Origin of the sequence: Photobacterium angustum (genome assembly GCF_002954615.1) — a bacterium.
Taxonomy (GTDB): domain Bacteria; phylum Pseudomonadota; class Gammaproteobacteria; order Enterobacterales; family Vibrionaceae; genus Photobacterium; species Photobacterium angustum_A.
Genome location: NZ_MSCJ01000003.1, coordinates 1,185,883 through 1,210,595, shown reverse-complemented (window position 1 = coordinate 1,210,595; position 24,713 = coordinate 1,185,883). Strand labels below are relative to the sequence as shown.

Below are 24,713 nucleotides of genomic sequence, written 5' to 3'. Positions count from 1 at the left end.
TCCCCTTTGATAACAAGGCTGCTTGTACTTTCCTACATCATACTTAATCTACATTCTTAATAGCGCATCTAATTGATAACTAATGTCTGAGGCTGATGCATTTCTATTAATACTGAATGAGGTGTATTGATCGCCTCGGGTAGACATAGAACGATCTATTTCAGCAAGACAGTGAATGACAGCGCCATCTAAAATAAAAGATAATTCAATTTCTTTATTGCTAAAAAATCCGCTATTACGAAATTCGATTTCTTGATAACAGCCCGATTGTGAAGCAAAGTGCCCGCCTTGTAGAAAACCTTTTTCCACATCAGCTTTCATTAAATTAAAGCCTGCATTCTCAATTTTCGCAATGACACTAGCGATAGCTGGAAGAGGTTTTACCTCGATAAAATCACGATCAGAAGGATCAATGGCGAAATCAATATCTAACGTTGTTTCTAACCATACTTTCGATTGGTTATTTTGAGTGTTAAGTTGGGTGATAGGTGTTTCATCATGCAGTTTAAATTCAAAAGGTAGTGACTTCTCCTCACTGGCATGAATCGTAAAAGGTTGATTAACTTTTATCGTTCCTAACACAAAGGTTTGATAGCTGTGGCCATTTTCTAGTTCTACTTTCATTTCAGTACAGAGCTTTAATGAAATAGCATCAATGACTTGTTCTACATCTCCACCTTTAATGTGCACATTTCCTTGTAATATCTCTCCCTGATAAAGTGAAGGATTATGCAAAATAGTATCTACTTTTGCAGAACCAATACCTAATGAGGCTTTTAATTTTTTAAACATAATCTGCCTTTGTATGTATTTTTAAATGCGCGATGTCAGCAAATTATCACAACAATACCCAGCGATGTAACTTCAAGATGCGATAAAGACGTAAGTAATTATTTTTACTATTTATTATTGTTATATACCTCAATGTTTTGTAAAGAAATAGAGCAGTACGCTAATCAGATTGATCAATCACCCTAAGTGAATCGTTAAAGTTTGAAAATAGACGTTTATATATTAGGTTGATTAATAAGAACGAACATTGATGAGAGGGAAGTATGGGATTATTAGTGGATGGGAAATGGCACACTGATTGGTACGACACTAAATCGACGGGAGGCAAGTTTGAACGAAAAGCTTCAAGCTTTCGCCATTGGGTAACGAAAGATGGTCAAGCGGGGCCTTCTGGAGAAGCGGGTTTTAAAGCTGAACCTCATCGTTATCACTTATACGTTTCCCTTGCTTGCCCTTGGGCGCATCGAGCTATCATTTATCGTAAATTAAAAGGGTTAGAGCCCATGATTTCAATGTCTGTAGTTAATGCTTTCATGGGAGAGGACGGATGGAATTTCGCATCGGGTGACGGTGTTGTTGCCGATCCCATCATTAATGCAGAATTTATGCATCAAATTTACACCTATGCTGATCCTCACTATACAGGGCGAGTTACAGTACCTGTGCTATGGGATAAACAAAATCAAACCATAGTAACCAATGAATCAGCAGAAATTATTCGTATGTTTAATAGCGCCTTTGATAACGTTGGCGCAAATAGCCTTGATTTTTACCCAGAGGTACTACAAACAGAAATTGATGCTTTAAATGATTTTGTCTATGTGAATATAAATAATGGAGTATATCGCGCTGGTTTTGCGACTACTCAAGAAGCTTATGATGAAGCCGTTGTGGCACTGTTTAATGCGTTAGATACGATTGAAGCGCGGTTAACGGAAAATCGATACTTACTTGGTGATAAAATCACAGAAGCAGATTGGCGTTTGTTTACCACATTAGTCCGATTTGATGCAGTATATGTTGGGCATTTTAAATGCAATCTTAAACGCTTAGCCGATTACCCAAATATTTGGGGGTATTTGCGCGATTTATACCAAGTTCCTGGTATTGCTGAAACGGTTGATATTGATTATATCAAAGCCCATTACTATGGGAGCCATGAAAACATTAACCCTACGCGTATCATTCCCAAAGGGCCTGAATTAGACTTTTCAAAGCCACATTGTCGTGAAAAAGTGGGCATTGAGTCATAGGTATTGATAAATATAGTAACAGGGCAATCACAGATGTATTGTGTTTGCCCATGTATATATCAATGATGAGTTACTACTTAAGTTTTGCAAGTACTTCATTCATTGATGTATATATCCCATGGCCTAATGCTTTAACTTCATCACTGGGCTGCACTAAATCAATTACCTGAAATGTTTCCATGCCAGCTGAAACTGCAGCTTTAACACCATTATTTGAATCTTCAAAAGCAATACACGTACTAGGGTTCACGTTTAAACGCTTTGCTGCGAGCAAGTAAATCTCAGGATCGGGTTTGCCATTTGTCACTTCATCACCAGCTGTCACCGCTGAAAAATAGTCACTTAAGCCAGCCATAGCTAATTTTTTTAATGCTAATTGCCGATTGGTGGAGGTTGCTACAACCATAGGTATATTTTGTGTTTGTAACCAATTAAGTAGCGTAATAACACCATCTTTTACAGGAATAGCTTCATTTTCAACAATGTTTAAGTAAGCCTGCTTCCATTGCTTGCGAAATACAGGGTAGTCCATGGTTTCGCCATAACTGACTCGTAATAGATCTTCAACGCCAGCCTCATTACGTCCAATGATATTTAAGTAGGTCTGTTCAAGGTAGGGAAGGTTAAAGTCTTTACAGGTTTGTTTAAATATCTCCATACAGACACGCTCTGTATCAAGTAATAAACCATCCATGTCGAAAATAGCAGCGTTGTATGTCATTTTATTAACTAATTTGTAAATAATAAAGTGATATTTTACAGATAAAACAGCCTTATTAAAATATGACCACTTGTAAAATTAAATAATTATTTAATTGAAATAAATGTTAATTGTTTCTGAAAAAAATGATTAACAATATTATTATTTAGAATGAGGAAGATATTATTGTTAATATTGTTACTCCTATTAACAAAGAAAGAGTAATAAAAATGAAAAATATTAACGTAAAATCACTTCCAAACTTCATAAAAAAAAATTGATGCACATCTAGAGGCAGATATTTACTCACGAAAAAATAAAAAGCATTTAGTATTAGGTAAAACGCCTTCGGATACTTCAATAACATTACAAAGTAATGATTATCTCGCTATCACAGGGCATCAACATATTCGTCAGAAGCACTTAAAAGCCATCACAGATCATAAACATGAAGTAGTGATGTCTGCGGTCTTTCAGCATCAAGCTGAAAATGGCGATACATTTGAAGAACAATTAGCTGCGTTAACAGGTTTTGAAAAATGTGTGCTGTCCCAGTCGGGTTGGGCGGCAAATGTCGGATTAATTCAAACCCTGATCCCTCAAGGTACACCGATCTATATTGATTTCTTTGCTCATATGTCGTTATGGGATGGAGCAAAACGTGCAGAGGGAAATATTCAGACATTTCTGCATAACAATATGCGTCATCTTGAAAAGCAAATTAAACGTGAAGGTCCTGGGTTAATCATGGTCGATTCGGTGTACAGTACAATCGGTACAGTTGCACCATTGCATGATTTAGTTGAAATAGCCAATCGTTATGGTTGTGCCTTATTGGTAGATGAATCTCACTCACTAGGCACACACGGTAAAAATGGTGCAGGATTAGTCGCTGAATTAGGCTTAACCGATCAAGTTGATTTCTTAACGGCGAGTTTAGCAAAAGCATTCGCTTACCGAGCAGGAGCGATTTTATGCAGTAAAGATGTAGCGAAGTCGTTCCCATTTACTGCGTTTCCTGCAATTTTCAGTTCTGCGCTGTTGAATCATGAGCTAGAAATATTAAAAGCGACATTGGATGTCATTAAAGATGCAGATGATAAGCGTAGCCAGCTGTTTATTCAGTCTGAGAAATTACGTAGTGGTTTAGTTAACCTTGGCTATAAGATTAAGAGCCAGTCACAAATTATTGCGCTTGAAAGTGGTAATGATGAAGATACAGAAGTGATCCGTGATTACTTAGAATCTCGAGATGTATTTGGTTCTGTGTTCTGTTCACCAGCGACCCCTAAAAATAAAAATGTGATCCGTTTTTCTTTAAATAGTGATGTTAGTGACGAGCAAATATCGACGTTACTTACTGTATGTCGAGAGATGCGAGAGGAGCTATCGTTGAAGTAATCGAATAAATTCTTACCCATTATTGCTTTACGTTTACGTAAACGATAGTGGGTAAGTGAATTCTAGTTAATAAAGCGTTCAATACTGGCGAAAATTTGCTCTTTAGTTGCTGGCTTAAAAATAAAACCATTCATACCAACTTTACTAAGTTCTTGTTGTTGCTTTTCATCAAGTGATGCAGAGAAACAAATAATGGGGGTATTTTTATGCGATTCATACCTTTTATTAGAACGAATTTGTTGTGTTGCTTCTAAGCCACCCATTAAAGGCATTTCTAAATCCATCATAATAAGATCAACATTGCTTAGTTCAAGGTTTTTTAGAGCATTAACACCGTTCTCTGCATGAATAACATGAAACCCACTACGTTGGAGGAGTATTCCGGTATACATACGTAATGACATATTATCGTCTACAAGTAGAATACTTTTTGTATCTGTTGTTGAGCGTGGTGTATTTTTTTGATTATTAAAATGAATAAAAAAGAATCGACAGATATGATCGGTGAAATTATTATCAATGTTATTAGCATTGATTAGTTTATAGTTAATTTTTTCATTTAATATTAAATTTAATGCTTTAGGTGTACGGTGTAGATATAAGACTTTTGTTGTTAATAATGCGAGTTTATCTTGTAACTTAGAGAAGTAATAATCATGTTCACTGTAACTATCAAGGTTAATAATAATCATATCTACTTGATCAAAAGGTATGTCAATTAATTTAAATGGGCTAACCGTGTTAAAATTATAGCCATGAGAAAATGAGTTTTTCTGAAGTTCAAAAACATCACTGTTGTTATCACCTATGTATAATAGGCGTTTTTTAGACATTAACTCATATTTTAGCTTATTAACTGATTTTGAATCGATTTTAGGTAAAAGGATAGTAAATTCAGTCCATTCACCTAACTTAGATTGACAGGTGATCACCCCACCAAATGCTGTGATCACTTTTTTACAAAAAGGCAAACCTAAACCTGAACTATTTTTTTTACCATGTGTGAAAAAATCGTCAAATATAGCATCAATATTATTCTTTGGAATACCAATACCAGTGTCTCTTACTTTTATAATATTATTGTTTGTATTAATGTCGATATTGATATTAATATTGAAATTACTTTTTTCTTTATAATAAAAAGCATTTTTCATAAGATTGAAAATCACATAGCGAAATAAAATATCACTACCAAAATAATTTGTATCTTTATTAAAATTAACTGAAACTAAACTTCTATCTTTTGATGATTGATAGCCAAAACTGTCTACTGAACTTTTAATAATATTGACAATAGAATATTCTTGAAATGTATTTTTCGAAATAGCGTGTTCATTAATAGAGCTTAATAGTAAGTTAATTGTTTCATTACTATTATTAATAACGGTCATATTACTTCTAATTATAGATTTTAGCTCATTAACATTACCTTCTTTGTTATCACTTTTTTGGCGAAGAATATCAAGCATGAGTTCCATGGATGAGTAAAGTGAGCTGAAAGGGTTTCTCATTTCATGGGCAATACCAGCACTAAAGCTGCGAGCAAAAAGTAATTGATCTTCGTAATGAATGTGATTTCTATAATGTGAAGCAATGCCTGTCACATATGAGAAGCTAATGACTGCAATATAACCCCAATGAAAATTCTCACTGTTTATCGGATGGAAGCCATACGAAAAAAATGCCCCCAACGTTATACCAATAATGGAGATAGCGCTGATAATGTAAGCATCGTAAATCAATAATATTGATAGAAACAGCGCAGCCATGAAAGACATGATCCATGGAATAGACCAATCATTCATAATCAGCATATAGCTGAAAAAGAAAGGTAAGCCAATGGTGATTGTGGCAATGAAATGAATCGCCTTATAACGTAAAAACCAATAAGGAAGATGATCTTTTAAAACGAATGGAATAAATAAAGCGCCACAAAATAGCCTGAGTAAAAAGTTCTCATAAGGTTGAGGGAAAAGATAATGCCAAACGAAGAAGTATAGTGGAAAACCAATGCTACCAAGATAGCCAATAATGATTAAATTAGGCTCAAAGTAACGGTAAACATTATTAATTCTATTTTTTATACTCATTATCTATAAACTTCTAGTTATTAGCTTGAATACTATAAACCAAAATAACTAAATAAAAAAAACAAATTGAGTTTATGCTATATAGCTCACCTTACTAATATTTCATTTCTTTCGTTACATATGATTTCTCAATGTTTAATAATTGTTCCTAATATGTCTCGGTTATTCTACTCGTTATGTATCACTACATAACTCACAGTCTCGTTGTTAACATTTTTTCGCTTTTGTCATTGTGTTGATAATCTAGCAATTTCCTTTGGTTTGATGGTTTTTTAAACTGTGATTTTGGTTTTATTTTGATTTAATGTTAAAAATATGTCACAATTTATACTTAATTGATCGTTCAATAAAAAATAAATGGGAGCATTATGCCAAAGGTTGGAATGCCTGATATTCGTAAACCACAGCTTGTAAATGCCACTATGGCAGTCATTGAACGAGTTGGCTTACATGCAGCAAGTATCTCGTTGATCAGTAAAGAAGCAGGAGTATCAACGGGGATTATCAATCACTATTTTGGTGGTAAGCATGGTTTATTAGAAGAGACTATGCGTGAAATTTTACGTCGTTTATCAATGAGCGTTACAACGTCATTAAGCCAGATACCCCGCAATAATCATCAAGCTCGAATTAATGCCATTATCATGAGCAATTTTGATGGTTACCAAGCAGAAAATAAAGTAGCGAAAACATGGTTAGCATTTTGGTCTTACGCTATGCATGACGCACAGTTGGGTCGTCTACAGCAAGTTAATGAAAAACGTTTGCTATCGCATTTAAAGATTGAGCTTAAAGGGCTACTACCATCTTCTCAAGCTGAATTAGTTGCCCATGGTATAGCTTCATTAATTGATGGTATCTGGTTACGTGGGACATTAAATCCAAAAGGTATTGATGCGAATAATGCTCGCATGATCATTAATGATTATTTAGAAAAGCAACTGGCTTTTTATTCAAAATTATAATTTCTAAGAGTTTCAAATGGATATGAAATCACTATATATCGATGGTAACTATGTTGCTGCATCGTCTGATATTCAATTTACAACGATTAACCCAGCTAATGGTCAACCGATAGCAACCATTGGGCAAGCCTCTCAAGCGGATCTTGAATTAGCGATTAGTGCAGCTAAAAAAGGGTTTGCTATATGGTCGGCTATGACGGCAACTGAGCGTAGCCGTATTTTATTACGTGCTGTGGCGCTACTGCGAGAGCGCAATGACGAATTAGCGGTATTGGAAGTCACAGATACTGGTAAACCGTTACAAGAAGCGATAGCGGTTGATATAGAAACGGGTGCCGATGTTATTGAATACTTTGCAGGATTAGCACCTGGGCTTCAAGGTGAGCAGCAACCTTTAAGTGAAAATCAGTTCTTTTATACGCGTCGAGAACCATTGGGCATTTGTGCAGGTATTGGTGCGTGGAATTATCCGATCCAAATTGCGATGTGGAAATCAGCGCCTGCGCTTGCAGCTGGTAATGCCATGATTTTCAAGCCATCAGAAGAAACACCACTTTCGGTTCTAAAGCTTGCTGAGATTTTTACTGAAGCAGGTCTACCTGATGGCGTATTTAACGTTGTACAAGGTGATTACCGAGTAGGGCAGATGCTAACGGCACACCCTGAGATCGCTAAAGTGTCATTTACAGGTGAAACCGGCACAGGTAAAGCGGTAATGGCTGATAGTGCTCAAACCTTAAAGTCGGTCACGATGGAATTAGGTGGCAAATCGCCAATGATCATTTTTGATGACGCTAATGTCGATCATGCTGTTTCTGCGGCAATGGTGGCTAACTTCTATACCCAAGGTGAAGTATGTACACATGGTACACGTGTTTATGTTCATAAGGCTATTTATGACACCTTTGTAGAGCAACTTAAGCGTCGAACTGAGTTATTAATCGTTGGTGATCCGATGAATATGGAGACTCAAATTGGCGCACTGATTTCAACATCACACCTATCAAAAGTGTTATCAGCCATTGATGCCGCTAAACAAAGTGGTGCCACCTTGCTGACCGGTGGATACCAATGTACTGATAATGGTTTAGCACAAGGTAATTTCGTTCAACCTACCGTTTTTATTGATTGCGATGAATCTATGTCTCATGTTCAAAATGAAATTTTTGGGCCTGTGATGTCGGTAATTAAGTTTAGCGATGAAACCGATGTTATCGCTCGCGCCAATAATACTCACTATGGTTTAGCTGCGGGTGTGTTTACTCAAAACTTAGCGAAAGCCCACCGTGTTATTCATCAATTACAAGCAGGGATCTGTTGGGTTAATACATGGGGGGATTCTCCTGCGCAAATGCCTGTGGGTGGTTATAAGCAATCAGGGATTGGACGCGAAAACGGAATAGAAACCTTACAACATTATACCCAAACCAAAAGTGTACTTATTGAATTGGGCGATTACCAAAGTCCTTATGCTTAACGGATGGAGTCGATTTTGATGGATCAAAATAAGCAGCAAAATAACCCCCAACACTATGACTACATTATTGTTGGAGCGGGTTCGGCAGGGTGTGTATTAGCTGACCGTTTAAGTGAAAGCGGTGAATATGATGTGTTATTGCTAGAAGCTGGCGGTAGTGATCGCAGTATTTTTATTCAAATGCCAACGGCATTGTCATACCCAATGAACAGTGACAAATATGCATGGCAGTTTGAAACTCAAGCAGAACAAGGCTTAGACGGGCGTAAATTACATTGTCCACGAGGCAAAGTACTAGGCGGTAGTTCATCTATCAACGGCATGGTGTATGTACGTGGGCATGCATGTGATTATGACGAATGGGAACAAGAAGGCGCAACAGGCTGGAATTACCAAGCTTGTTTACCGTATTTTCGTCGTGCTGAAACATGGATAAAAGGTGGTAACGCTTACCGTGGTAGCAAAGGTCCTGTTGGGACGTGTAATGGTAATGACATGGCACTCAATCCACTTTACCAAGCCTTTATTGATGCAGGTAAAGAAGCCGGTTATCCCGAAACGGATGATTACAATGGTTACCAACAAGAAGGGTTTGGTGCCATGCATATGACAGTCGATAAAGGTGTGCGTGCATCGACATCTAACGCTTATTTACGTCGAGCATTAAAACGCTCAAACCTGACGTTGAAAAAAGGCATTGTGGCTCGAAAAGTCCTTTTAGAAGGTAAAAAAGCGGTAGGTGTTGAATTTGAACAGTCAGGTAAGCTATCTCAAGTATTTGCAACAAAAGAAGTGATATCTAGTGCTGGATCCATTGGTTCAGTCCAGTTATTACAATTGTCTGGCATTGGACCTGCTGCAGTATTGGAGAACGCGAAGATTAACCTTGTGCACGAACTTCCTGGGGTGGGGGCTAATTTACAAGATCACTTAGAAGTTTACTTCCAATACCATTGTAATGAAGCCATTACCTTAAACAGTAAATTAGATTTAGTCAGCAAAGGTAAAATTGGCGCGCAATGGCTACTAACTCGTACAGGTTTAGGTGCGACTAACCATTTTGAATCTTGTGCCTTTATTCGTTCGCGTAAAGGGTTAAAGTGGCCAAATATTCAATATCACTTCCTACCTGCAGCGATGCGCTACGATGGCCGTGCTGCATTTGATGGTCATGGTTTCCAAGTGCATGTGGGGCCTAATAAGCCACAAAGCAGAGGGTCGGTAGAAGTTGTTTCTAATGATCCACACGCGAAACCTAAAATTGAATTTAATTACATCTCTACCGAACAAGATAAGCAGGATTGGCGCGACTGTATTCGTTTGACTCGTGAAATTATGGCGCAATCAGCATTGGATCAATACCGTGGTGATGAAATTCAACCGGGAGCAGATGTCACATCTGATCAGGCTATTGATCAGTGGGTAAAAGAAAATGTAGAGAGCGCTTATCATCCATCTTGTACCTGTAAAATGGGCGATGATAACGATGTGATGGCAGTACTAGATCCACAGTGTCGCGTTCGCGGTATTGAAAACCTTCGTGTTGTTGATTCTTCTATATTTCCGACGATTCCGAACGGTAACCTTAATGCGCCAACAATCATGATTGCTGAGCGAGCCGCTGATTTTATTTTACAGAGAACCCCGCTTCCTGCAGGCAATGTACCTGTATGGATTGCCCCTGATTGGGAAACGACCCAACGAAACAATTCACAATAAGTACGTGGGATATACGTACTTAATACTGATAAATAAAAAGACAAAGGAATAATTATGTCTGTTACTAAAAAAACACTTCTTGCCTTAGCGTTAAGCTCAGTTGCTTTTAATAGTTATGCTAACCAGTGTGATACGGTACGTTTTGCTGATGTGGGCTGGACGGATATTACAGCAACCACAGCGGTAACTTCTGAGCTTTTAAAAGGAATGGGTTACAGTACGAAAACTGATTTACTGTCAGTACCCGTGACGTACTCATCAATGGCGAATGGTGATATTGATGTCTTTTTAGGTAATTGGATGCCGACCATGGAAGGCGATATTGCGAAATATCGTGAAGCCAAAACGGTTGAAACAGTAAAAGCGAATTTAGAAGGTGCAAAATATACGTTAGCTGTACCTAAGTATGTTTATGACGCAGGTGTGAAGAGCTTTGCAGATTTGGCAAAACATGCGGATAAATTTAAAGGCCGTATTTACGGTATTGAACCTGGTAATGATGGTAACCGTTTGATTCAATCAATGATTGATACGAATGCGTTTGGTTTAAAAGATTTTAGTTTAGTGGAATCAAGTGAAGCTGGGATGGTTTCGCAAGTATCTCGATCTGTACGCCGTGATCAGTGGATTGTTTATTTAGGTTGGGCACCACACCCAATGAATAGCAACGTTGAAATGGAATACCTTGCTGGTGGTGATGACTTTTTTGGACCTAACTATGGTGGTGCCAATGTCTACACCAATGTTCGCAGTAACTATTTAACCGAGTGTCCAAACGTTGGACAACTTCTGAAAAATCTTTCATTTAGCTTAGAAATGGAAAATAGCTTAATGGAAGCGATCCTTAATCAAAAGGTTCAACCTGAAAAAGCAGCGCGTCAATGGCTGAGTGAAAATCCACAGCAAGTGGAAGCATGGCTAAAAGACGTTAAAACTCGCGAAGGTAAAGTGGCCACCACTGCGGTGTTGGATTACTTAAAGCAATCTTAATCCTTTCTTAAAATACTGCGTTAATAATCACTTCTTGTTTATTAGCGCAGATACTTCTTTGATATTAGCTATTGTAAAACTTCATAAAAATAAGGTGGTAAGCATCGTCTTATCAAATAAAAGGCAAAAGTGTGAATTTCATTACGGATAATAAAATCCCTTTGGGTCAATGGATGGAAGCAGGTGTTGATTGGTTAACTATCAATGCTGCAGGGTTATTTGACGCCATTTCATTTTTCTTAGAAACCGTAATTCTATTTTTAGTTGATGTATTTAAGTGGATGCCGCCAGCACTGCCTATTTTAATCACCGCGGCGTTAGCATGGTACTTACACCGTAAAATTTCATTAGTGGTTTTCGTTGTTGCAGCATTATTAGTTATTTTAAATTTAGGCTACTGGCAGGAAATGCTAGAAACCTTTGTGTTGGTCTTTGCTGCTACAAGTATTTCAGTGCTTATTGGTGTCCCAATCGGGATCATGTCTGCGCATCGTCCATGGTTGTATACCTTGATGCGTCCTATTTTAGATTTAATGCAAACGGTGCCAACGTTTGTTTATTTAATTCCAACGCTGGTTTTGTTTGGACTAGGTATTGTGCCTGGACTTATCTCTACCATTATTTTTGCCATTGCAGCGCCAATACGACTCACGTATTTAGGTATCACGAAAGTGCCTGAAGATTTAATTGAAGCAGGTAAAGCGTTTGGTGCAAGTCGGATGAAGTTACTGTTAAAAGTCGAGTTACCAGCGGCGATGCCAAGTATTATGGCGGGTATCACCCAATGTATTATGTTGTCTTTATCCATGGTGGTTATCGCCGCGTTAGTCGGCGCGGATGGATTAGGAAAGCCTGTTGTACGTGCGCTAAATACCGTGAATATTTCACAAGGATTCGAAGCAGGACTTGCGATTGTATTGGTTGCGATCATTTTAGACCGATTATGTAAAACCCCAGCACAGAAGGAGCTGTGATCATGAATGCAATAACGATTAACAATCTGGATGTGGTGTTTGGCGATAAACAGCAACAAGCCTTAGCGTTATTAGATCAAGGAAAAAGCCGTCAACAAATTATTGATGAAACAAACCAAGTGGTTGGAGTAAATAACGTTAGCCTGCAAATCAAAGAAGGCGAGATTTGTGTACTAATGGGGTTGTCTGGTTCGGGGAAATCAAGTCTATTACGCGCAGTTAATGGGTTGAATGATATAAGTCGTGGCGAACTATTGATTAAAGATGGTGACCAAACCGTAGATTTAGCGAACTGCTCAAAAGCCCAGTTACAGCATCTTCGTACTCATCGCGTCTCAATGGTATTTCAAAAATTTGCCTTAATGCCATGGCTAACCGTGTTAGATAACGTTGCTTTTGGTCTTGAAATGCAAAATGTTCCGAAGAAAGAGCGCCATCAGCGCGCTAGAGAGCAGTTAGAAATGGTGGGGCTGGCTGAATGGGAAGATAAATACCCATCAGAGTTATCGGGCGGGATGCAGCAACGGGTGGGACTTGCACGTGCATTTGTTATGGATACCGATATTTTACTGATGGATGAGCCTTTTTCAGCGCTTGATCCATTAATCCGTGCACAGTTACAAGATGAATTATTAGCACTGCAAAGTAAGCTAAATAAGACGATTTTGTTTGTCAGTCATGATTTAGATGAAGCACTTAAAATCGGTAATAATATCGCGATTATGGAGTCAGGGGAGCTGATTCAACACGGGAAACCTGAAGAAATCGTGCTCAATCCGAAAACAGATTATGTTCGTGATTTTGTCGCACATACTAATCCGTTAAATGTATTGAAAGGACGCTCATTAATGACGCCATTAACTGCGTTAGAGCAACAAGGAAATACTTATAAAGTGTGTGATGCCGATGAGCTTTGGATCGCTCAGAATGAGGATACGTTGTCTATCGTGAATGAAGGTAATCTTGATTGTCTTTCATGGCAAATTACAGATGCTATTCCAAGCCATATAAATGACACCACTATAGTGATGGTCAGCCCTGATATTAGTATGCGAGATGCCATTGAGCTGAAGCGACTGAATAACAAACCATTACTCATGGTTGAAAATAACCAATTAGTTGGGGTGTTACATAACAAAGATGTTTATAACGCGCTGCTAGGTGATTTTCAGCTAGCGTCCTAATGAAAATCGGTCAACAAAGACGATATAGAACGTCATTGTTGACCGTGATTTTTTAGTTCGCTAAAGGTACGGCTCGGTTGATAAACAATTTACGATCAACTTTATAATCTGTTGCATAGTGACGAAGTTTACAGTCGTTGCCTTCATCACAACCACAACTTAAACAACGGTTAGCTTCATCAATAGCGGCTTGCTGTGATAGCCCAGTTTCAACTTCATTGAAGCTCAAATGACGCTGTGCCAGTGTTAGCTCTGGCATTTTAGCGCGTAACACTTTAGCGAGGGCGTGATTTAACATCTGTTCGGTTTGCTTAGCATTATCTCCAGTGGCAATACTTGCCATAACACGCTTTAACTTTTCAATATGTTCAGGCTGAATAAGATGACTTCTTTCAACATTGCGAGATCGGAATGACTCGGTATAGAGTTTTTCCATGGTGCCACCAAAGAACTCATCAATCCCTTTTGCCGCTTTTCGCCCATCAGCAATCGCTTCAATCGCTGTTGCCGGCCCTCGACGAAAATCACCAATACCGAAGATATTTTTAACCCCAGAGTGCATCGTTGTTTCATCAACATTGATGGTGTTCCAGCGACTAAATGAAAGTTCGATGTCTTCGTTAGCAATAAAGCTGGTATCGGTTTTTTGCGAGACAGCAGCGATAACGGTATCAAAGTCTTCAACAAAATATTCGCCGGTTGCTTTTGGTGAGCAACGACCAGAGGCATCAGGTTCGCCCAATGCCATTTTTTCAAGTTTTATCTGACAAACATGACCATTGTCATCTGCAATATTTTCAGCAGGGTTCGTTAGAAAGTGAAATTTAACACCTTCATGCTCTGCTTCTTCAATTTCATAGATTTCAGCTGGCATTTCATCACGCGTACGGCGATAAATAAGTGTGGTATCTGCGCCTAAACGTAATGCAGAGCGGGCGCAGTCAATTGCAGTGTTACCACCGCCAATGACCGCGACTTTTTTACCAATAGTATATTGTTTATCGAGTGTCTGATCTTTTAAGAAATCAACACCAAGATAACAGCCTGCTAAATCACTACCGGTATACTTCATCTCACTGGCTTGTGATGCACCAATCGCTAAACAAACAGCATCAAATTCCTCACTAAGCGAAGAGAGGGTAAAGTCTTCACCTAACTTTTTATTGGTTTCGATATTCATGCCGTTACAACACATAATATCGATTTCTTTATCTAGAATATCTTTAGGTAAACGATACTCAGGAATACCGTAACGTAGCCATCCACCGGCTTGTGGCATCGCTTCATATACAGTGACGTTGTAACCTTCGTTGCTAAGGAAATAACCACAACTTAAACCACCAGGTCCTGCACCCACAATAGCAATACGTTTACCTTTATCGTCTTTTTTGATTGGCGCATAGCTATTTATTTTTTCAAGGTCAATGTCAGCGGCGTAACGTTTCAATTGACGGATCGCGAGTGGTTCATCGACTAAGTTACGCTGGCATTTTGCTTCACAGAAAGCAGGACAAACTCGACCAATAGAAAGCGGCATAGGCAATGTTTTCTTTATCACTTCAATGGCTTTTAAGTGTTCATTGTGAGCGATAAAGTATAAATAGGATTGGATATCAACGTTTGCAGGACAGGCGATCTGACAAGGCGGTACGCTGCAGTTGGTATTTGCGCGTTGTAAAATTCGCTCTAAATTGCACTTTCGAATATTTGACAGTAATTGCGATGAGGTAGTGACGACCATTCCATCAGTAGGTTTAACTTTGCACGCTTTCACAATCCCCTTACCTACGATTTCAATATCACAAAGTGCACACTCATCTGCGAATGTGTCTATGTCGCAGAGTGATGGGATCTCAATGCCGCATTGTTTTGCTGCTTCTAATAAGTTTTGATCTTTGTCGACTTGATAGCTATTGCCATCAATATTAATAGTAACCATTAATTGCCTCTATTGTTATTTATTTACTGGGCAGCAAGATTGCTTGGTTATTTGCAGTTAATGATTATGTGAGAAAATTGAATATATTTTTGAAAAGATAAATAAGTAGGGTAAAAGTTATTTATCACTCAGGTGTATTGCGAAGCAACAGCATTGAGCAGCTATTGTATTCACTTTTTATAATCACTATACAAATCTTCTTAATTATATCCTATGCCCTTTACGAATAGAATATGGGTAATTAAGCGTTGTCAGGCCAATATTAGTATTTTAAAGGCCGTATTCTTCTTTTTATTTCTTTCAATCTATTTTTAATTCTAATTTGTTTTATCAAATTTTTGACGAATAAAATTAACAAATAGACTTGTACGTTGGGCAAGATGTTTACGTTTAGGATAAAGGATATATAAAGGCAAACGATTAGGTGTAAACCAATCAGGTAAGATATTAATAATATGTGTTCGTTTATCACTATCTAAGTGACTGAGCGCCATTTCATCAAGCATAGCAATACCACAGCCTTTGATCATAGCCTCGGTCATGACGGTGACTAGGCTAAAACTCATCGAAGGTTTAAGGATAATATTTGTCTTTTCTTGTGTTGTTTGATTAATAAAGCACCATTTGTCGAGCGTGAATTCGCTATTTCTATAAATAATGTGGTGATGATCGAGCAAATCTAATGGATGAGTAATCGCTGGATTGTTTGTTAAGTAGCTTTCATGAGCAAAGGGTTGGCATTGAAGGTGGCGGATATAATGACCTACATAGCCTTCTGGTGGCGTCTCAGTGAAATAAATGGCGACATCAAAACCTTGCTCTATTAGATCTAATGGGGTTTCAGTAAAAGCGACTTCTAATTCAATGTTTGGATGACTCAAATTGAAATCGGCAAGATGTTCACTTAATAGCATCGAGCCAAAAGAAGCAGACGCTGCGATACGAAGTTTGCCATAAACCGAATTAGTGACATCTAATCCTTCGTTTATGGCTTCAGCATGAGCAAACAGTACTTTTACTTGCTTATAAAATTCAAGCCCATCATAGGTGAGGTTAAATTTGCGAGTTGTTCGCTGTATAAGCTGAGTATCGAGTAGTGCTTCGAGTTGGCGCAACTGTCGACTGATATGTGCGCTTGAGCAATTCAATCTTAGCGCTGCTTTTGCAATGCTTTTTTCTTCACATAACGCCAAATAAATGGGTACGTAACTTAGCCACTTTATTTCCATATGGTAATTATTAATCTCTTAATGGTCACTTCTGGTAAGAATAAAGAACAATTAGACTGACTGCAATAAATCAATAGGACGTTTAATATGCAGTTTGATACATGGCTTGAAAGCCAAAAATTAAAAGACACTATTAGTAACCCCAACATAGAAGTTGGTGACTACAGTTACTATTCTGGTTATTACCACGATAAATCTTTTGAAGATCAAGCAGTACGCTATTTGCTTGGAGATAAGCCAACCAAAGAGGTTTGGCAAAGCGGTATGTTTGGCGAAGTGGATAAGCTGTTCATTGGTAAATTTTGCTCTATTGCTTCTGGCGCGACTTTTATGATGGCGGGCAACCAAGGACATCGTATCGATTGGATTTCAACCTTTCCCTTTGGTAATGATTTTGGTGAAGATGTGCCAAGTGGTTTTAAGCGAGCAGGCGATACCGTGATTGGCAATGATGTATGGATTGGCTCTGAAGCGATGATCATGCCTGGAGTAAAAATTGGTAATGGTGCTGTAATTGGATCAAGGGCGGTGATCACTAAAGATGTTGAGCCTTATAGCGTAGTTGTAGCGAATAATCATGTGGTAAAACAGCGATTCACGGCAAAGCAAATTGAGATGTTGACTGAAATGCAGTGGTGGAATTGGTCAGAGCAGCAACTGAAACAAGCGATGCAAGTTATGTGTAGCGCTGATGTCGAGCAGCTTTATGGATACTATCTTGAAAATATTAAGCGTTAGCCACTTTTATACTGAGGATTGCAATAGGGCAGTTGATACTGCCCTATAAGATGAGATAAAAGATGTTAATTACTGTACGATTTCACCGCTTTCAATAACGGTTTGACGCACTTTATCTGCAAACTGCAGCGCTTCTTTACGAATGTTATCTTCATTAACAGTCAGTACATTTCTGTTTTCCATAATCACTTTACCGTCAACAATCGTATGCTTTACGTTCGTTGCATAAGCAGAGTAAACCAGTGCTGAATATGGATTATAGACAGGCACCATATTTGGCGCTTTGGTATCAATAACAATTACATCAGCCAACTTACCGACTTCTAAAGAGCCAACTTTATCTTCCATATGGAGTGCACGAGCAGCACCGATCGTTGCCATTTCAATTACATTTTTAGGTGGCATGGCTGCACGATCTTTATTGACTAACTTATGTACTTTTGCAACTTGGTTAAACTCATCGATAGTACTTAGCGTATTACCTGACATTGGACCATCAGTGCCTAAGCCTATACGTAAGCCGTCATTAAACATTTGTAATGCTGGTGATACACCTTTTGCTGATTTAATGTTTGCACTCATATTATGTGCAATACCCACATCGTACTTTTTCAAGATAGCGATATCTTCTTCGTTTGCATCAATAACGTGTGCTGCGACTAAGTTCTCGTTTAGTGCGCCAATAGACTCCATGTATTTTACAGGAGATAGGCCACCAGAACGTTTTGCAATAACCTCGCGCTCACGATCAGATTCAGCCAAGTGCATCATCACTGGAACATCGTATTTCATCGAAAGTTTGGCAATAGTTTGCAGAGTTTCTGTTGAATTTGTGTATGGGCCATGTGGCGCAAATGCCATTGTGATACGTGGATGATCTTTATATTCGTTAATCAGTTTTTCCGCATATTTAATGCCATCTTCCGGTGTTTTAGCACTTGCTACAGGGAATTGAATAATGGTTTCACCTAAAATTGCACGCATACCAATTTGATCTACGGTTTTAGCAACTTCGTCTTCAAAGTAATACATGTCAGCGTAAGTTGTTACGCCACCTTTAACCATTTCAACGTTACCCAACTGAGCCCCAATACGTACCATTTCACGTGATACCAGCTTTTTCTCTAATGGGAAAATGTAACGGTGAAGACGATCTGGTACATCATCTGCTAATGAGCGGAAAACAGTCATCGATGCGTGGGTGTGGGTATTAATAAGACCGGGCATCACAATATCGCCATCAGCATCGATTGTTTTTACTGATTTATACTCATTAATATCTGAGCCATCAGTAACAGCGACAATCTTATTATCTTTAATTGCAATTAAACCGTTATCAAAAATCGTTTTTTCACGATCCATGGTTAGTATTTGGCCATTCTTGATTAATAGATCAACATTTTCGATAGCAAAAGCAGAAGCGCTTGAAAGAGATAAAGTTGCTAATGATGCAGCAAGTAACGTTTTCTTTAACATCGAGTATCACCGAAGGAAGGTATTTTTCGCAGATAATACTGGGTAATTTTTTATTGAAAATAACATTTTCATTTATTGCTTTTATTTGTGATCTTTATCGCTATAAGTAGGGCTTTATATACTTAATAGAAATAATTTATAACGTGTAATCGTTTGCTATTGATGGGTTAGAGGATTAATTACTTTTCATTTCACAATAAAAAGTGATGTTTAACGTGGCTATATTTTAGTTTAAAACTAAGAATCAATAACACAGATAATACTTGTATTAACCGATATGTAGTTTACTATATATCGAAATATTAGGAGCATCGTCATGACACGTAAATTAGCTTTCGCAACAGCAGCGTTACTCTCAACACTCTCTTTTTCTTCTTTTGCTGCTGATAGTAACATCACGGTATTTGCGGCTTCGTCATTAACCAATGCGTTGAATGACATTGCAGCAAAATATCAGAAGGAGACAGGGGTTAAAACCACGCTTTCATTTGCTTCTTCTTCAGCACTAGCACGGCAAGTTGCGCTTGGTGCACCAGCAAATATTTATTTATCGGCTAACGAAAAGTGGATGGATTATGTAGAGCAGCAGGGTGCGGTAATTGATAATAGCCGTGTCGATGTTCTAAAAAATAGTTTAGTGATGGTTGCGCCTACTGATTATCCACAAAATAATATCAAGCTGACAGCAAGTTGGGATTTATCTAAAGCCTTAGACGGTACACGTTTAGCGGTGGGTAATCCGGCAAATGTTCCAGCAGGACGTTACGCTAAGCAATCGTTAGAATATCTAAAATTATGGCAGCAAGCAGAGCCCTTATTGGCAATGGCGAATAACGTACGTTCGGCATTAGTGTTAGTTGAACGCGGCGAAGCGAAACTTGGAATTGTATATAAAACCGATGCAGAGATTTCTAAAAAGGTAAAAATCGTTGCGACTTTCCCTGCCGATTCACATAAGCCAATTACGTATCCAATGGCATTAGTCAAAGGTAATGCAACGCCTGCGGCAAAAGCGTTTTATGAATACTTACAGCATGACGAAGCCAAAGCTATTTTTAAACAATATGGTTTTGGCTCTGTTAATTAAGACAATAAGTTAGGCAATAAATTAATCATATTATGATTAAAAGACGTTATAGATAAAACTAGGCACTGAGCACTTTGCTCAGTGCTTTTTTGTTTATTTATAGAGCAACTACGAAGTTTTATACACATCGTTACTGACTATGATGTAATGATTACTTATGCTATCGCTATTATTACGAATCTCATGCAGAAAAGAGCATGGGTTTAGATTGAAACACAGGATTGTTCGCTTTGCTCACTGATTATGAATTACAAGCGTTATTATTAAGCCTTAAAATTTCAAGTGTTGCTGTGCTATTTAGCCTTCCTTTGGGTATTGCTTGTGCTTGGTTATTGGCTCGTCGAAATTTTTGGGGTAAATCATTATTAGATGGTTTCATTCATTTACCCCTTGTTTTACCTCCTGTTGTGATTGGTTATTTATTGTTAATTTCAATGGGAAGGCAAGGCGCTATAGGAAAATGGCTTTATGAGTGGTTTGGTTTTAGTTTTAGCTTTAGTTGGCGAGGGGCAGCTTTAGCGGTGGCTGTGGTATCTTTTCCATTAATGGTGCGCTCTATTCGCCTTGCTTTAGAAGGGGTTGATAAAAAGCTGGAACAAGCCGCTCGTACATTAGGCGCATCACCACTACGCGTATTTGTCACCATTACGTTACCTTTAACGATCCCAGGTATTTTAACAGGCACAATTTTAGCCTTTGCTCGTGCTCTTGGTGAGTTTGGTGCAACGATTACCTTTGTTTCTAATATTCCTGGTCAAACTCAAACTATTCCATTGGCAATGTATTCCTTTATTGAAACCCCAGGAGCGGAGAGTGAAGCGGCCCGTTTATGTGTGGTTGCGATTGTGATTGCCTTGTCTTCATTATTTGCTTCTGAATGGCTAACACGCCTTGCTAGAAAACGTTTGGAAGTGATGTGATGACAACTAATAAACGCTTAAAAATTAAATTTAAACAGCAGCTTGGTGATTTATCGCTAGACGTTGATCTCGATGTACCCATGAAAGGGATCACAGCGATCTTTGGTCGTTCAGGAGCAGGTAAAACTTCGTTAGTGAATGTTCTATCGGGTTTAACTAAGCCAGATAGTGGGATTATTAAGCTTGGCGATAGAACCCTTTACAGTAATGAAGAGCGAATATTTCTTTCGCCAGATAAACGAAAAATTGGTTATGTATTTCAAGATGCGCGTTTATTTCCACATTACAGTGTTAGAGGCAATTTAAATTACGGCGTTAAGAGTCCTGATCCCCAGCATTTTGATGATATTGTCCGCTTGCTTGGTATTGAAGCGTTACTAAACCGTTATCCGTCATCATTATCTGGTGGCGAAAAACAGCGTGTCGCGATTGGACGTGCGTTATTAACTAAACCTGACATGTTGCTGATGGATGAGCCATTAGCATCGCTAGATATGCCGCGGAAACAAGAGTTAATGCCTTACCTTGAGTGTTTAGCCAAGAGTGTGAATACACCAATTATTTATGTAACCCATAGCCTTGATGAGATTTTACGTCTTGCCGATTCTATGGTGATGCTTAACCAAGGTAAGGTGTTAATTTCAGGGCATGTGAATTCAGTATGGAGTTCACCTGAAATGCGCCCTTGGTTGCCCGTTAAAGAGCAAAGTTCATTATTAAGTGCTCGTATTAATTATAATCATCCTAAATATGCATTAACGCAGGTGATGCTAAGCCATGATTCATTCTTATGGGTCAGCCGTTTACATCAGCAACGTGGTGAATGGGTGAGGGTACGTATTTTTTCAAATGATGTATCTATTGCTCGCGAACAACCTACTCAAACCAGTATTCGTAATATCTTAGCTGCAAGAATTGACAAAATTCATTATGCTGAAAATGAACGTGTTGAAGTGAAATTACGCGTTGGTGAAACTCACTTATGGGCCAATATTACCGCTTGGGCGGCGGATGAATTAGCGTTAAATATTGGCGATAAAGTCTATGCGCAAATTAAAGGTGTGAGTGTTACTAAAGATGATTTAGCTTAATTATCTTTATTTTCTAGTTATTTATAATTCTACTTAAAATAATTGAACATTGTTTGATAATTATTCATTCACACTGCGTTTGTTTGATATTCGTTTACAGTATGTTGTTTTGCAATTATATTCACTCCGTTTATATAAAGGAGTGAAAATAGTAATGAAAAAAATAACTTTAGCGGTTATCTTTGCTGCAGTAATGGTAACGGGCTGTGCAAAACAAACATTTACAATGGGTGAACAACCTACTTTAAATCAACCTACAATCGAAAAATCACAACCGTTTTTTGTTTCAGGTATTGGTCAAAAGAAAACAATCGATGCGGCCAAAATATGTGGTGGCGCGGAAAATATTGAAAAAGTAGAAGTACAACAAACATTTTTTAACGGCTTTTTAAGTACTATTACTTTTGGTATTTACACTCCTCGCGAAGCTCGTGTTTACTGTAAATAATATAATAATTTATATTTATTAATATTATTAGTGATTAAGTAAAGGCTAATTAATTTAGCCTTTATAATATGTAAAATAGTTTAAAATTGTTCATTAGGGGCTTTGATGACCCTAATTAAAAAATGGTGTGTGATCCAAATTACGATTGAAGTCGCAACCACCGCGATGAAAATTGAGCTGAAGCGATATAAAATAGAGAAAAAGGCATCTTTTTGTTCTGGTATTAATGATGTTGTAAGCGGTACGGTTAAGGCCGACATCGCAGAAAAAGCAATACTTGATTTTATGGTACCTTGTGCAATCCAGTGACAGAAAAAGCCTGCAGCTATCGCATAAGCCATCAGAAATAATATGCCGTTATTAACCCATGAATAAAGCCCTAACTGGATAATCATACCCGCTAAACACCCCAAAAATGTCCCTGTAATACGTATTTTAGCGACAGCCATTGAACCAATTAATGTCATTGGTGCGAGCACAATGAAAATAGATGCTTGTGCTGATAATGAGTCACTTAAATCACCGAATTGGAACAAAAGAAAAGCAACCATTGCCACTAACCAGCCCAGTGCTGTTTGGCGGATCATTCCGATATGATCAACACGCTGTGTGTCATTATTTATACTAGGTGCTGTTTGTTCTGTTTTAGGTTCAGGGAAAAGAAAATACGCAAGGGCACAAATAGGTGCAGTTATTAATCCACTCATCCACAAGGTAATATTGAATTCTTCAAGATCAAATCCGGTATAACTAGCAAAGTTAAGCGCGATTGAACCAACTAACAAACCAGTGAACCCAAATAAATAAGTTTTAGGGTTTATCATCGCTTTGCATTTTGCCATTAGCATAATACCAACAGCGATAGTCATTAAAACAGGGTAGGGTTGTAAGAAGCCTGAAATAAAAGTCACTTGAACTGTAACCCAGATAATCCCTAAAATCAGTTGCACAAGCAATGATAAATTCCAGCGTTCTGCCTTCATTAATACCATTATTGGCAGTAAAGCAGCGAAAAAACCATAAGACCAACCAAAAATCATACTAATAGCTAGCCCTAAAACGCATCCAAACCAGATCCGCATTGTTTTCATTATTAGCTCCTTTATTAAGCGATAAGAAAGGGCGATCAACCATAATATTGATCGCTCAGCGGTTAGTAGATGTAGTGTAGCCAACTAGCGAGACGAATTTGAATGCTAGCTAAGGTTTGCCATAACAAGCTGTTATCTGAATAAATAACAACAGTAGCACGTGAGCCAATAAATAATTGATGTGGTAAAGGTGTGTCACTAGTTAAATTAACGCGCACACGCTGTGCGTCACGTACCCAGCGGTTATTAACCTCAACGGCACTTAATTGACCGTTTGGTGTTTCTTGTGCTGCGGCGACACCAAAGTCTCGATTAGCGATATGGAAATTGAAAACTTGACCGGGTAATGCATCGTAGGTGACATAGGCAACAGAGTCTTTATTAATTAATGCTGTAGACTTTTCACGATAATCAGCTGAAACCCACATAGAACTTGTTGGAATAAATGTAAGCATAGGTTTGTTTGCTGTAGCCATTGTACCTACATCAACTTGTAGATTAGTAATGACGCCGTTACTAGGTGCAATAATTTTAGTATGTGCTAAATCAAGCTCAGCTTGTTTTAATGCATTTTTTGCGGACATTACAGGTGTGCTTTCACTAACGTTATTACCTAATTTAGCTTTAACGGCTAACAGTTGCTGTTGTGATGCATGTAATGTCGATAATGCACTACGATCTTTCGCGAATGCTGAATCACGCATAGACGCAGAGACTAATTTCTTCTGCGCCAGTTTATTTATACGACCATATTCATTTCTTGCGTTGTCATAATTGGCTTGGCTGGTGGCAACATTCGCTTTTGCTGCCTCAATTTGTGCTAATAAAGATTTTTCTTGCTCATAAGATTGTTGTAATGCCAATTTTGCGCGATCAACGGCAAGCTCATACTTAGATGGGTCTATAGTTAATAACACCTCACCTTTTTTTACTTTCTGATTGTTAGTGATCGAAACTGAGGTGATATTGCCAGAGACTTCTGGAGCAATTTGAACGACATAGCCACGCACACGGCTTTCTGTTGTAAGTGGAATATGCCTGTCTGCAACAATGATATAACCCATGAAGAGTAAGAATAGGATGATTAATCCTTTCATCCAGCGACGAAATGTTGTGTCGGCATTTGCCATAGTGTGTCTCTTTTTATAG

Annotated in this window: 20 protein-coding genes and 1 pseudogene; 13 read left to right on the top strand and 8 right to left on the bottom strand. The window is 38.2% G+C overall.

Annotated features, from left to right (window positions below; translation table 11 throughout):
- Window positions 1-48: 48 nt before the first annotated feature.
- Window positions 49-792, bottom strand: a complete 744-nt coding sequence (locus tag BTO08_RS20180) for a sporulation protein (RefSeq protein ID WP_105062362.1) — start codon at window positions 790-792, stop codon at window positions 49-51.
- A gap of 263 nt (window positions 793-1,055) precedes the next feature.
- Here BTO08_RS20180 and BTO08_RS20175 point away from each other — a divergent pair, with 263 nt between their 5' ends.
- A complete protein-coding gene (locus tag BTO08_RS20175; RefSeq protein WP_105062361.1) occupies window positions 1,056-2,045 on the top strand; it encodes a glutathione S-transferase family protein in 990 nt (329 codons plus the stop codon).
- Window positions 2,046-2,118: 73 nt separating this feature from the next.
- Here the strand turns inward: BTO08_RS20175 and BTO08_RS20170 are convergent, their stop codons facing one another.
- Complete coding sequence (locus tag BTO08_RS20170) at window positions 2,119-2,766, bottom strand: HAD family hydrolase (RefSeq protein ID WP_105062360.1); 648 nt, start codon at window positions 2,764-2,766, stop codon at window positions 2,119-2,121.
- A gap of 209 nt (window positions 2,767-2,975) precedes the next feature.
- Here BTO08_RS20170 and cqsA point away from each other — a divergent pair.
- Window positions 2,976-4,146 (top strand): annotated as a pseudogene (gene cqsA / locus BTO08_RS20165) (alpha-hydroxyketone-type quorum-sensing autoinducer synthase).
- A 62-nt stretch (window positions 4,147-4,208) separates the two neighbouring features.
- Here cqsA and BTO08_RS20160 read toward each other — a convergent pair.
- Window positions 4,209-6,236 carry a hybrid sensor histidine kinase/response regulator gene (locus BTO08_RS20160; RefSeq protein ID WP_105062358.1) on the bottom strand — a complete coding sequence of 676 codons (2,028 nt, stop codon included), beginning with the start codon at window positions 6,234-6,236 and terminating at the stop codon, window positions 4,209-4,211.
- 368 nt (window positions 6,237-6,604) lie between these two features.
- Between BTO08_RS20160 and betI the strand changes: the two genes are divergently transcribed.
- From betI to choV, 6 genes are all read left to right on the top strand, one after another.
- Entirely contained in the window at window positions 6,605-7,201 is a 597-nt protein-coding gene (gene betI / locus BTO08_RS20155) for a transcriptional regulator BetI (protein WP_105062357.1), read from the top strand.
- Between the two features lie 16 nt (window positions 7,202-7,217).
- The gene (gene betB, locus BTO08_RS20150; RefSeq protein WP_105062356.1) at window positions 7,218-8,678 is read left to right on the top strand and encodes a betaine-aldehyde dehydrogenase; all 1,461 of its coding nucleotides are present in this window, start codon (window positions 7,218-7,220) and stop codon (window positions 8,676-8,678) included.
- Window positions 8,679-8,696: 18 nt separating this feature from the next.
- A complete protein-coding gene (gene betA / locus BTO08_RS20145) occupies window positions 8,697-10,397 on the top strand; it encodes a choline dehydrogenase (protein WP_105062355.1) in 1,701 nt (566 codons plus the stop codon).
- A 54-nt stretch (window positions 10,398-10,451) separates the two neighbouring features.
- A complete protein-coding gene (locus BTO08_RS20140; RefSeq protein WP_006645055.1) occupies window positions 10,452-11,387 on the top strand; it encodes a choline ABC transporter substrate-binding protein in 936 nt (311 codons plus the stop codon).
- A gap of 131 nt (window positions 11,388-11,518) precedes the next feature.
- A complete protein-coding gene (gene choW / locus BTO08_RS20135) occupies window positions 11,519-12,361 on the top strand; it encodes a choline ABC transporter permease subunit (RefSeq protein WP_006645056.1) in 843 nt (280 codons plus the stop codon).
- Window positions 12,362-12,363: 2 nt separating this feature from the next.
- Entirely contained in the window at window positions 12,364-13,545 is a 1,182-nt protein-coding gene (gene choV, locus BTO08_RS20130) for a choline ABC transporter ATP-binding protein (protein WP_105062354.1), read from the top strand.
- Between the two features lie 52 nt (window positions 13,546-13,597).
- Here the strand turns inward: choV and BTO08_RS20125 are convergent, their stop codons facing one another.
- Window positions 13,598-15,484, bottom strand: a complete 1,887-nt coding sequence (locus BTO08_RS20125; protein ID WP_105062353.1) for an FAD-dependent oxidoreductase — start codon at window positions 15,482-15,484, stop codon at window positions 13,598-13,600.
- Window positions 15,485-15,801: 317 nt separating this feature from the next.
- Window positions 15,802-16,713: a LysR family transcriptional regulator gene (locus tag BTO08_RS20120; protein ID WP_105062352.1), complete on the bottom strand. Its 912-nt coding sequence runs from the start codon at window positions 16,711-16,713 to the stop codon at window positions 15,802-15,804.
- 87 nt (window positions 16,714-16,800) lie between these two features.
- Between BTO08_RS20120 and BTO08_RS20115 the strand changes: the two genes are divergently transcribed.
- Window positions 16,801-17,451 (top strand): CatB-related O-acetyltransferase, encoded by a 651-nt coding sequence (locus tag BTO08_RS20115; RefSeq protein ID WP_105062351.1) that lies wholly within the window; start codon window positions 16,801-16,803, stop codon window positions 17,449-17,451.
- Window positions 17,452-17,520: 69 nt separating this feature from the next.
- Here the strand turns inward: BTO08_RS20115 and BTO08_RS20110 are convergent, their stop codons facing one another.
- Window positions 17,521-18,927 (bottom strand): amidohydrolase, encoded by a 1,407-nt coding sequence (locus tag BTO08_RS20110; RefSeq protein WP_105062350.1) that lies wholly within the window; start codon window positions 18,925-18,927, stop codon window positions 17,521-17,523.
- Between the two features lie 316 nt (window positions 18,928-19,243).
- Here BTO08_RS20110 and modA point away from each other — a divergent pair, with 316 nt between their 5' ends.
- From modA to BTO08_RS20090, 4 genes are all read left to right on the top strand, one after another.
- Entirely contained in the window at window positions 19,244-20,014 is a 771-nt protein-coding gene (gene modA / locus BTO08_RS20105; protein ID WP_105062349.1) for a molybdate ABC transporter substrate-binding protein, read from the top strand.
- A 230-nt stretch (window positions 20,015-20,244) separates the two neighbouring features.
- Complete coding sequence (modB, locus tag BTO08_RS20100; protein ID WP_005364905.1) at window positions 20,245-20,934, top strand: molybdate ABC transporter permease subunit; 690 nt, start codon at window positions 20,245-20,247, stop codon at window positions 20,932-20,934.
- Entirely contained in the window at window positions 20,934-22,025 is a 1,092-nt protein-coding gene (gene modC, locus BTO08_RS20095; RefSeq protein ID WP_105062348.1) for a molybdenum ABC transporter ATP-binding protein ModC, read from the top strand. The genes modB and modC overlap by 1 nt, the downstream gene beginning before the upstream one ends.
- A gap of 154 nt (window positions 22,026-22,179) precedes the next feature.
- A complete protein-coding gene (locus BTO08_RS20090; RefSeq protein ID WP_005364908.1) occupies window positions 22,180-22,473 on the top strand; it encodes a Bor family protein in 294 nt (97 codons plus the stop codon).
- An 80-nt stretch (window positions 22,474-22,553) separates the two neighbouring features.
- Here BTO08_RS20090 and BTO08_RS20085 read toward each other — a convergent pair whose 3' ends face one another.
- Window positions 22,554-23,564 carry a DUF2955 domain-containing protein gene (locus BTO08_RS20085; protein ID WP_005364909.1) on the bottom strand — a complete coding sequence of 337 codons (1,011 nt, stop codon included), beginning with the start codon at window positions 23,562-23,564 and terminating at the stop codon, window positions 22,554-22,556.
- Window positions 23,565-23,626: 62 nt separating this feature from the next.
- Window positions 23,627-24,694, bottom strand: coding sequence for an HlyD family secretion protein (locus BTO08_RS20080; protein WP_105062347.1), 1,068 nt, complete (start codon window positions 24,692-24,694; stop codon window positions 23,627-23,629).
- Window positions 24,695-24,713 lie beyond the last annotated feature (19 nt).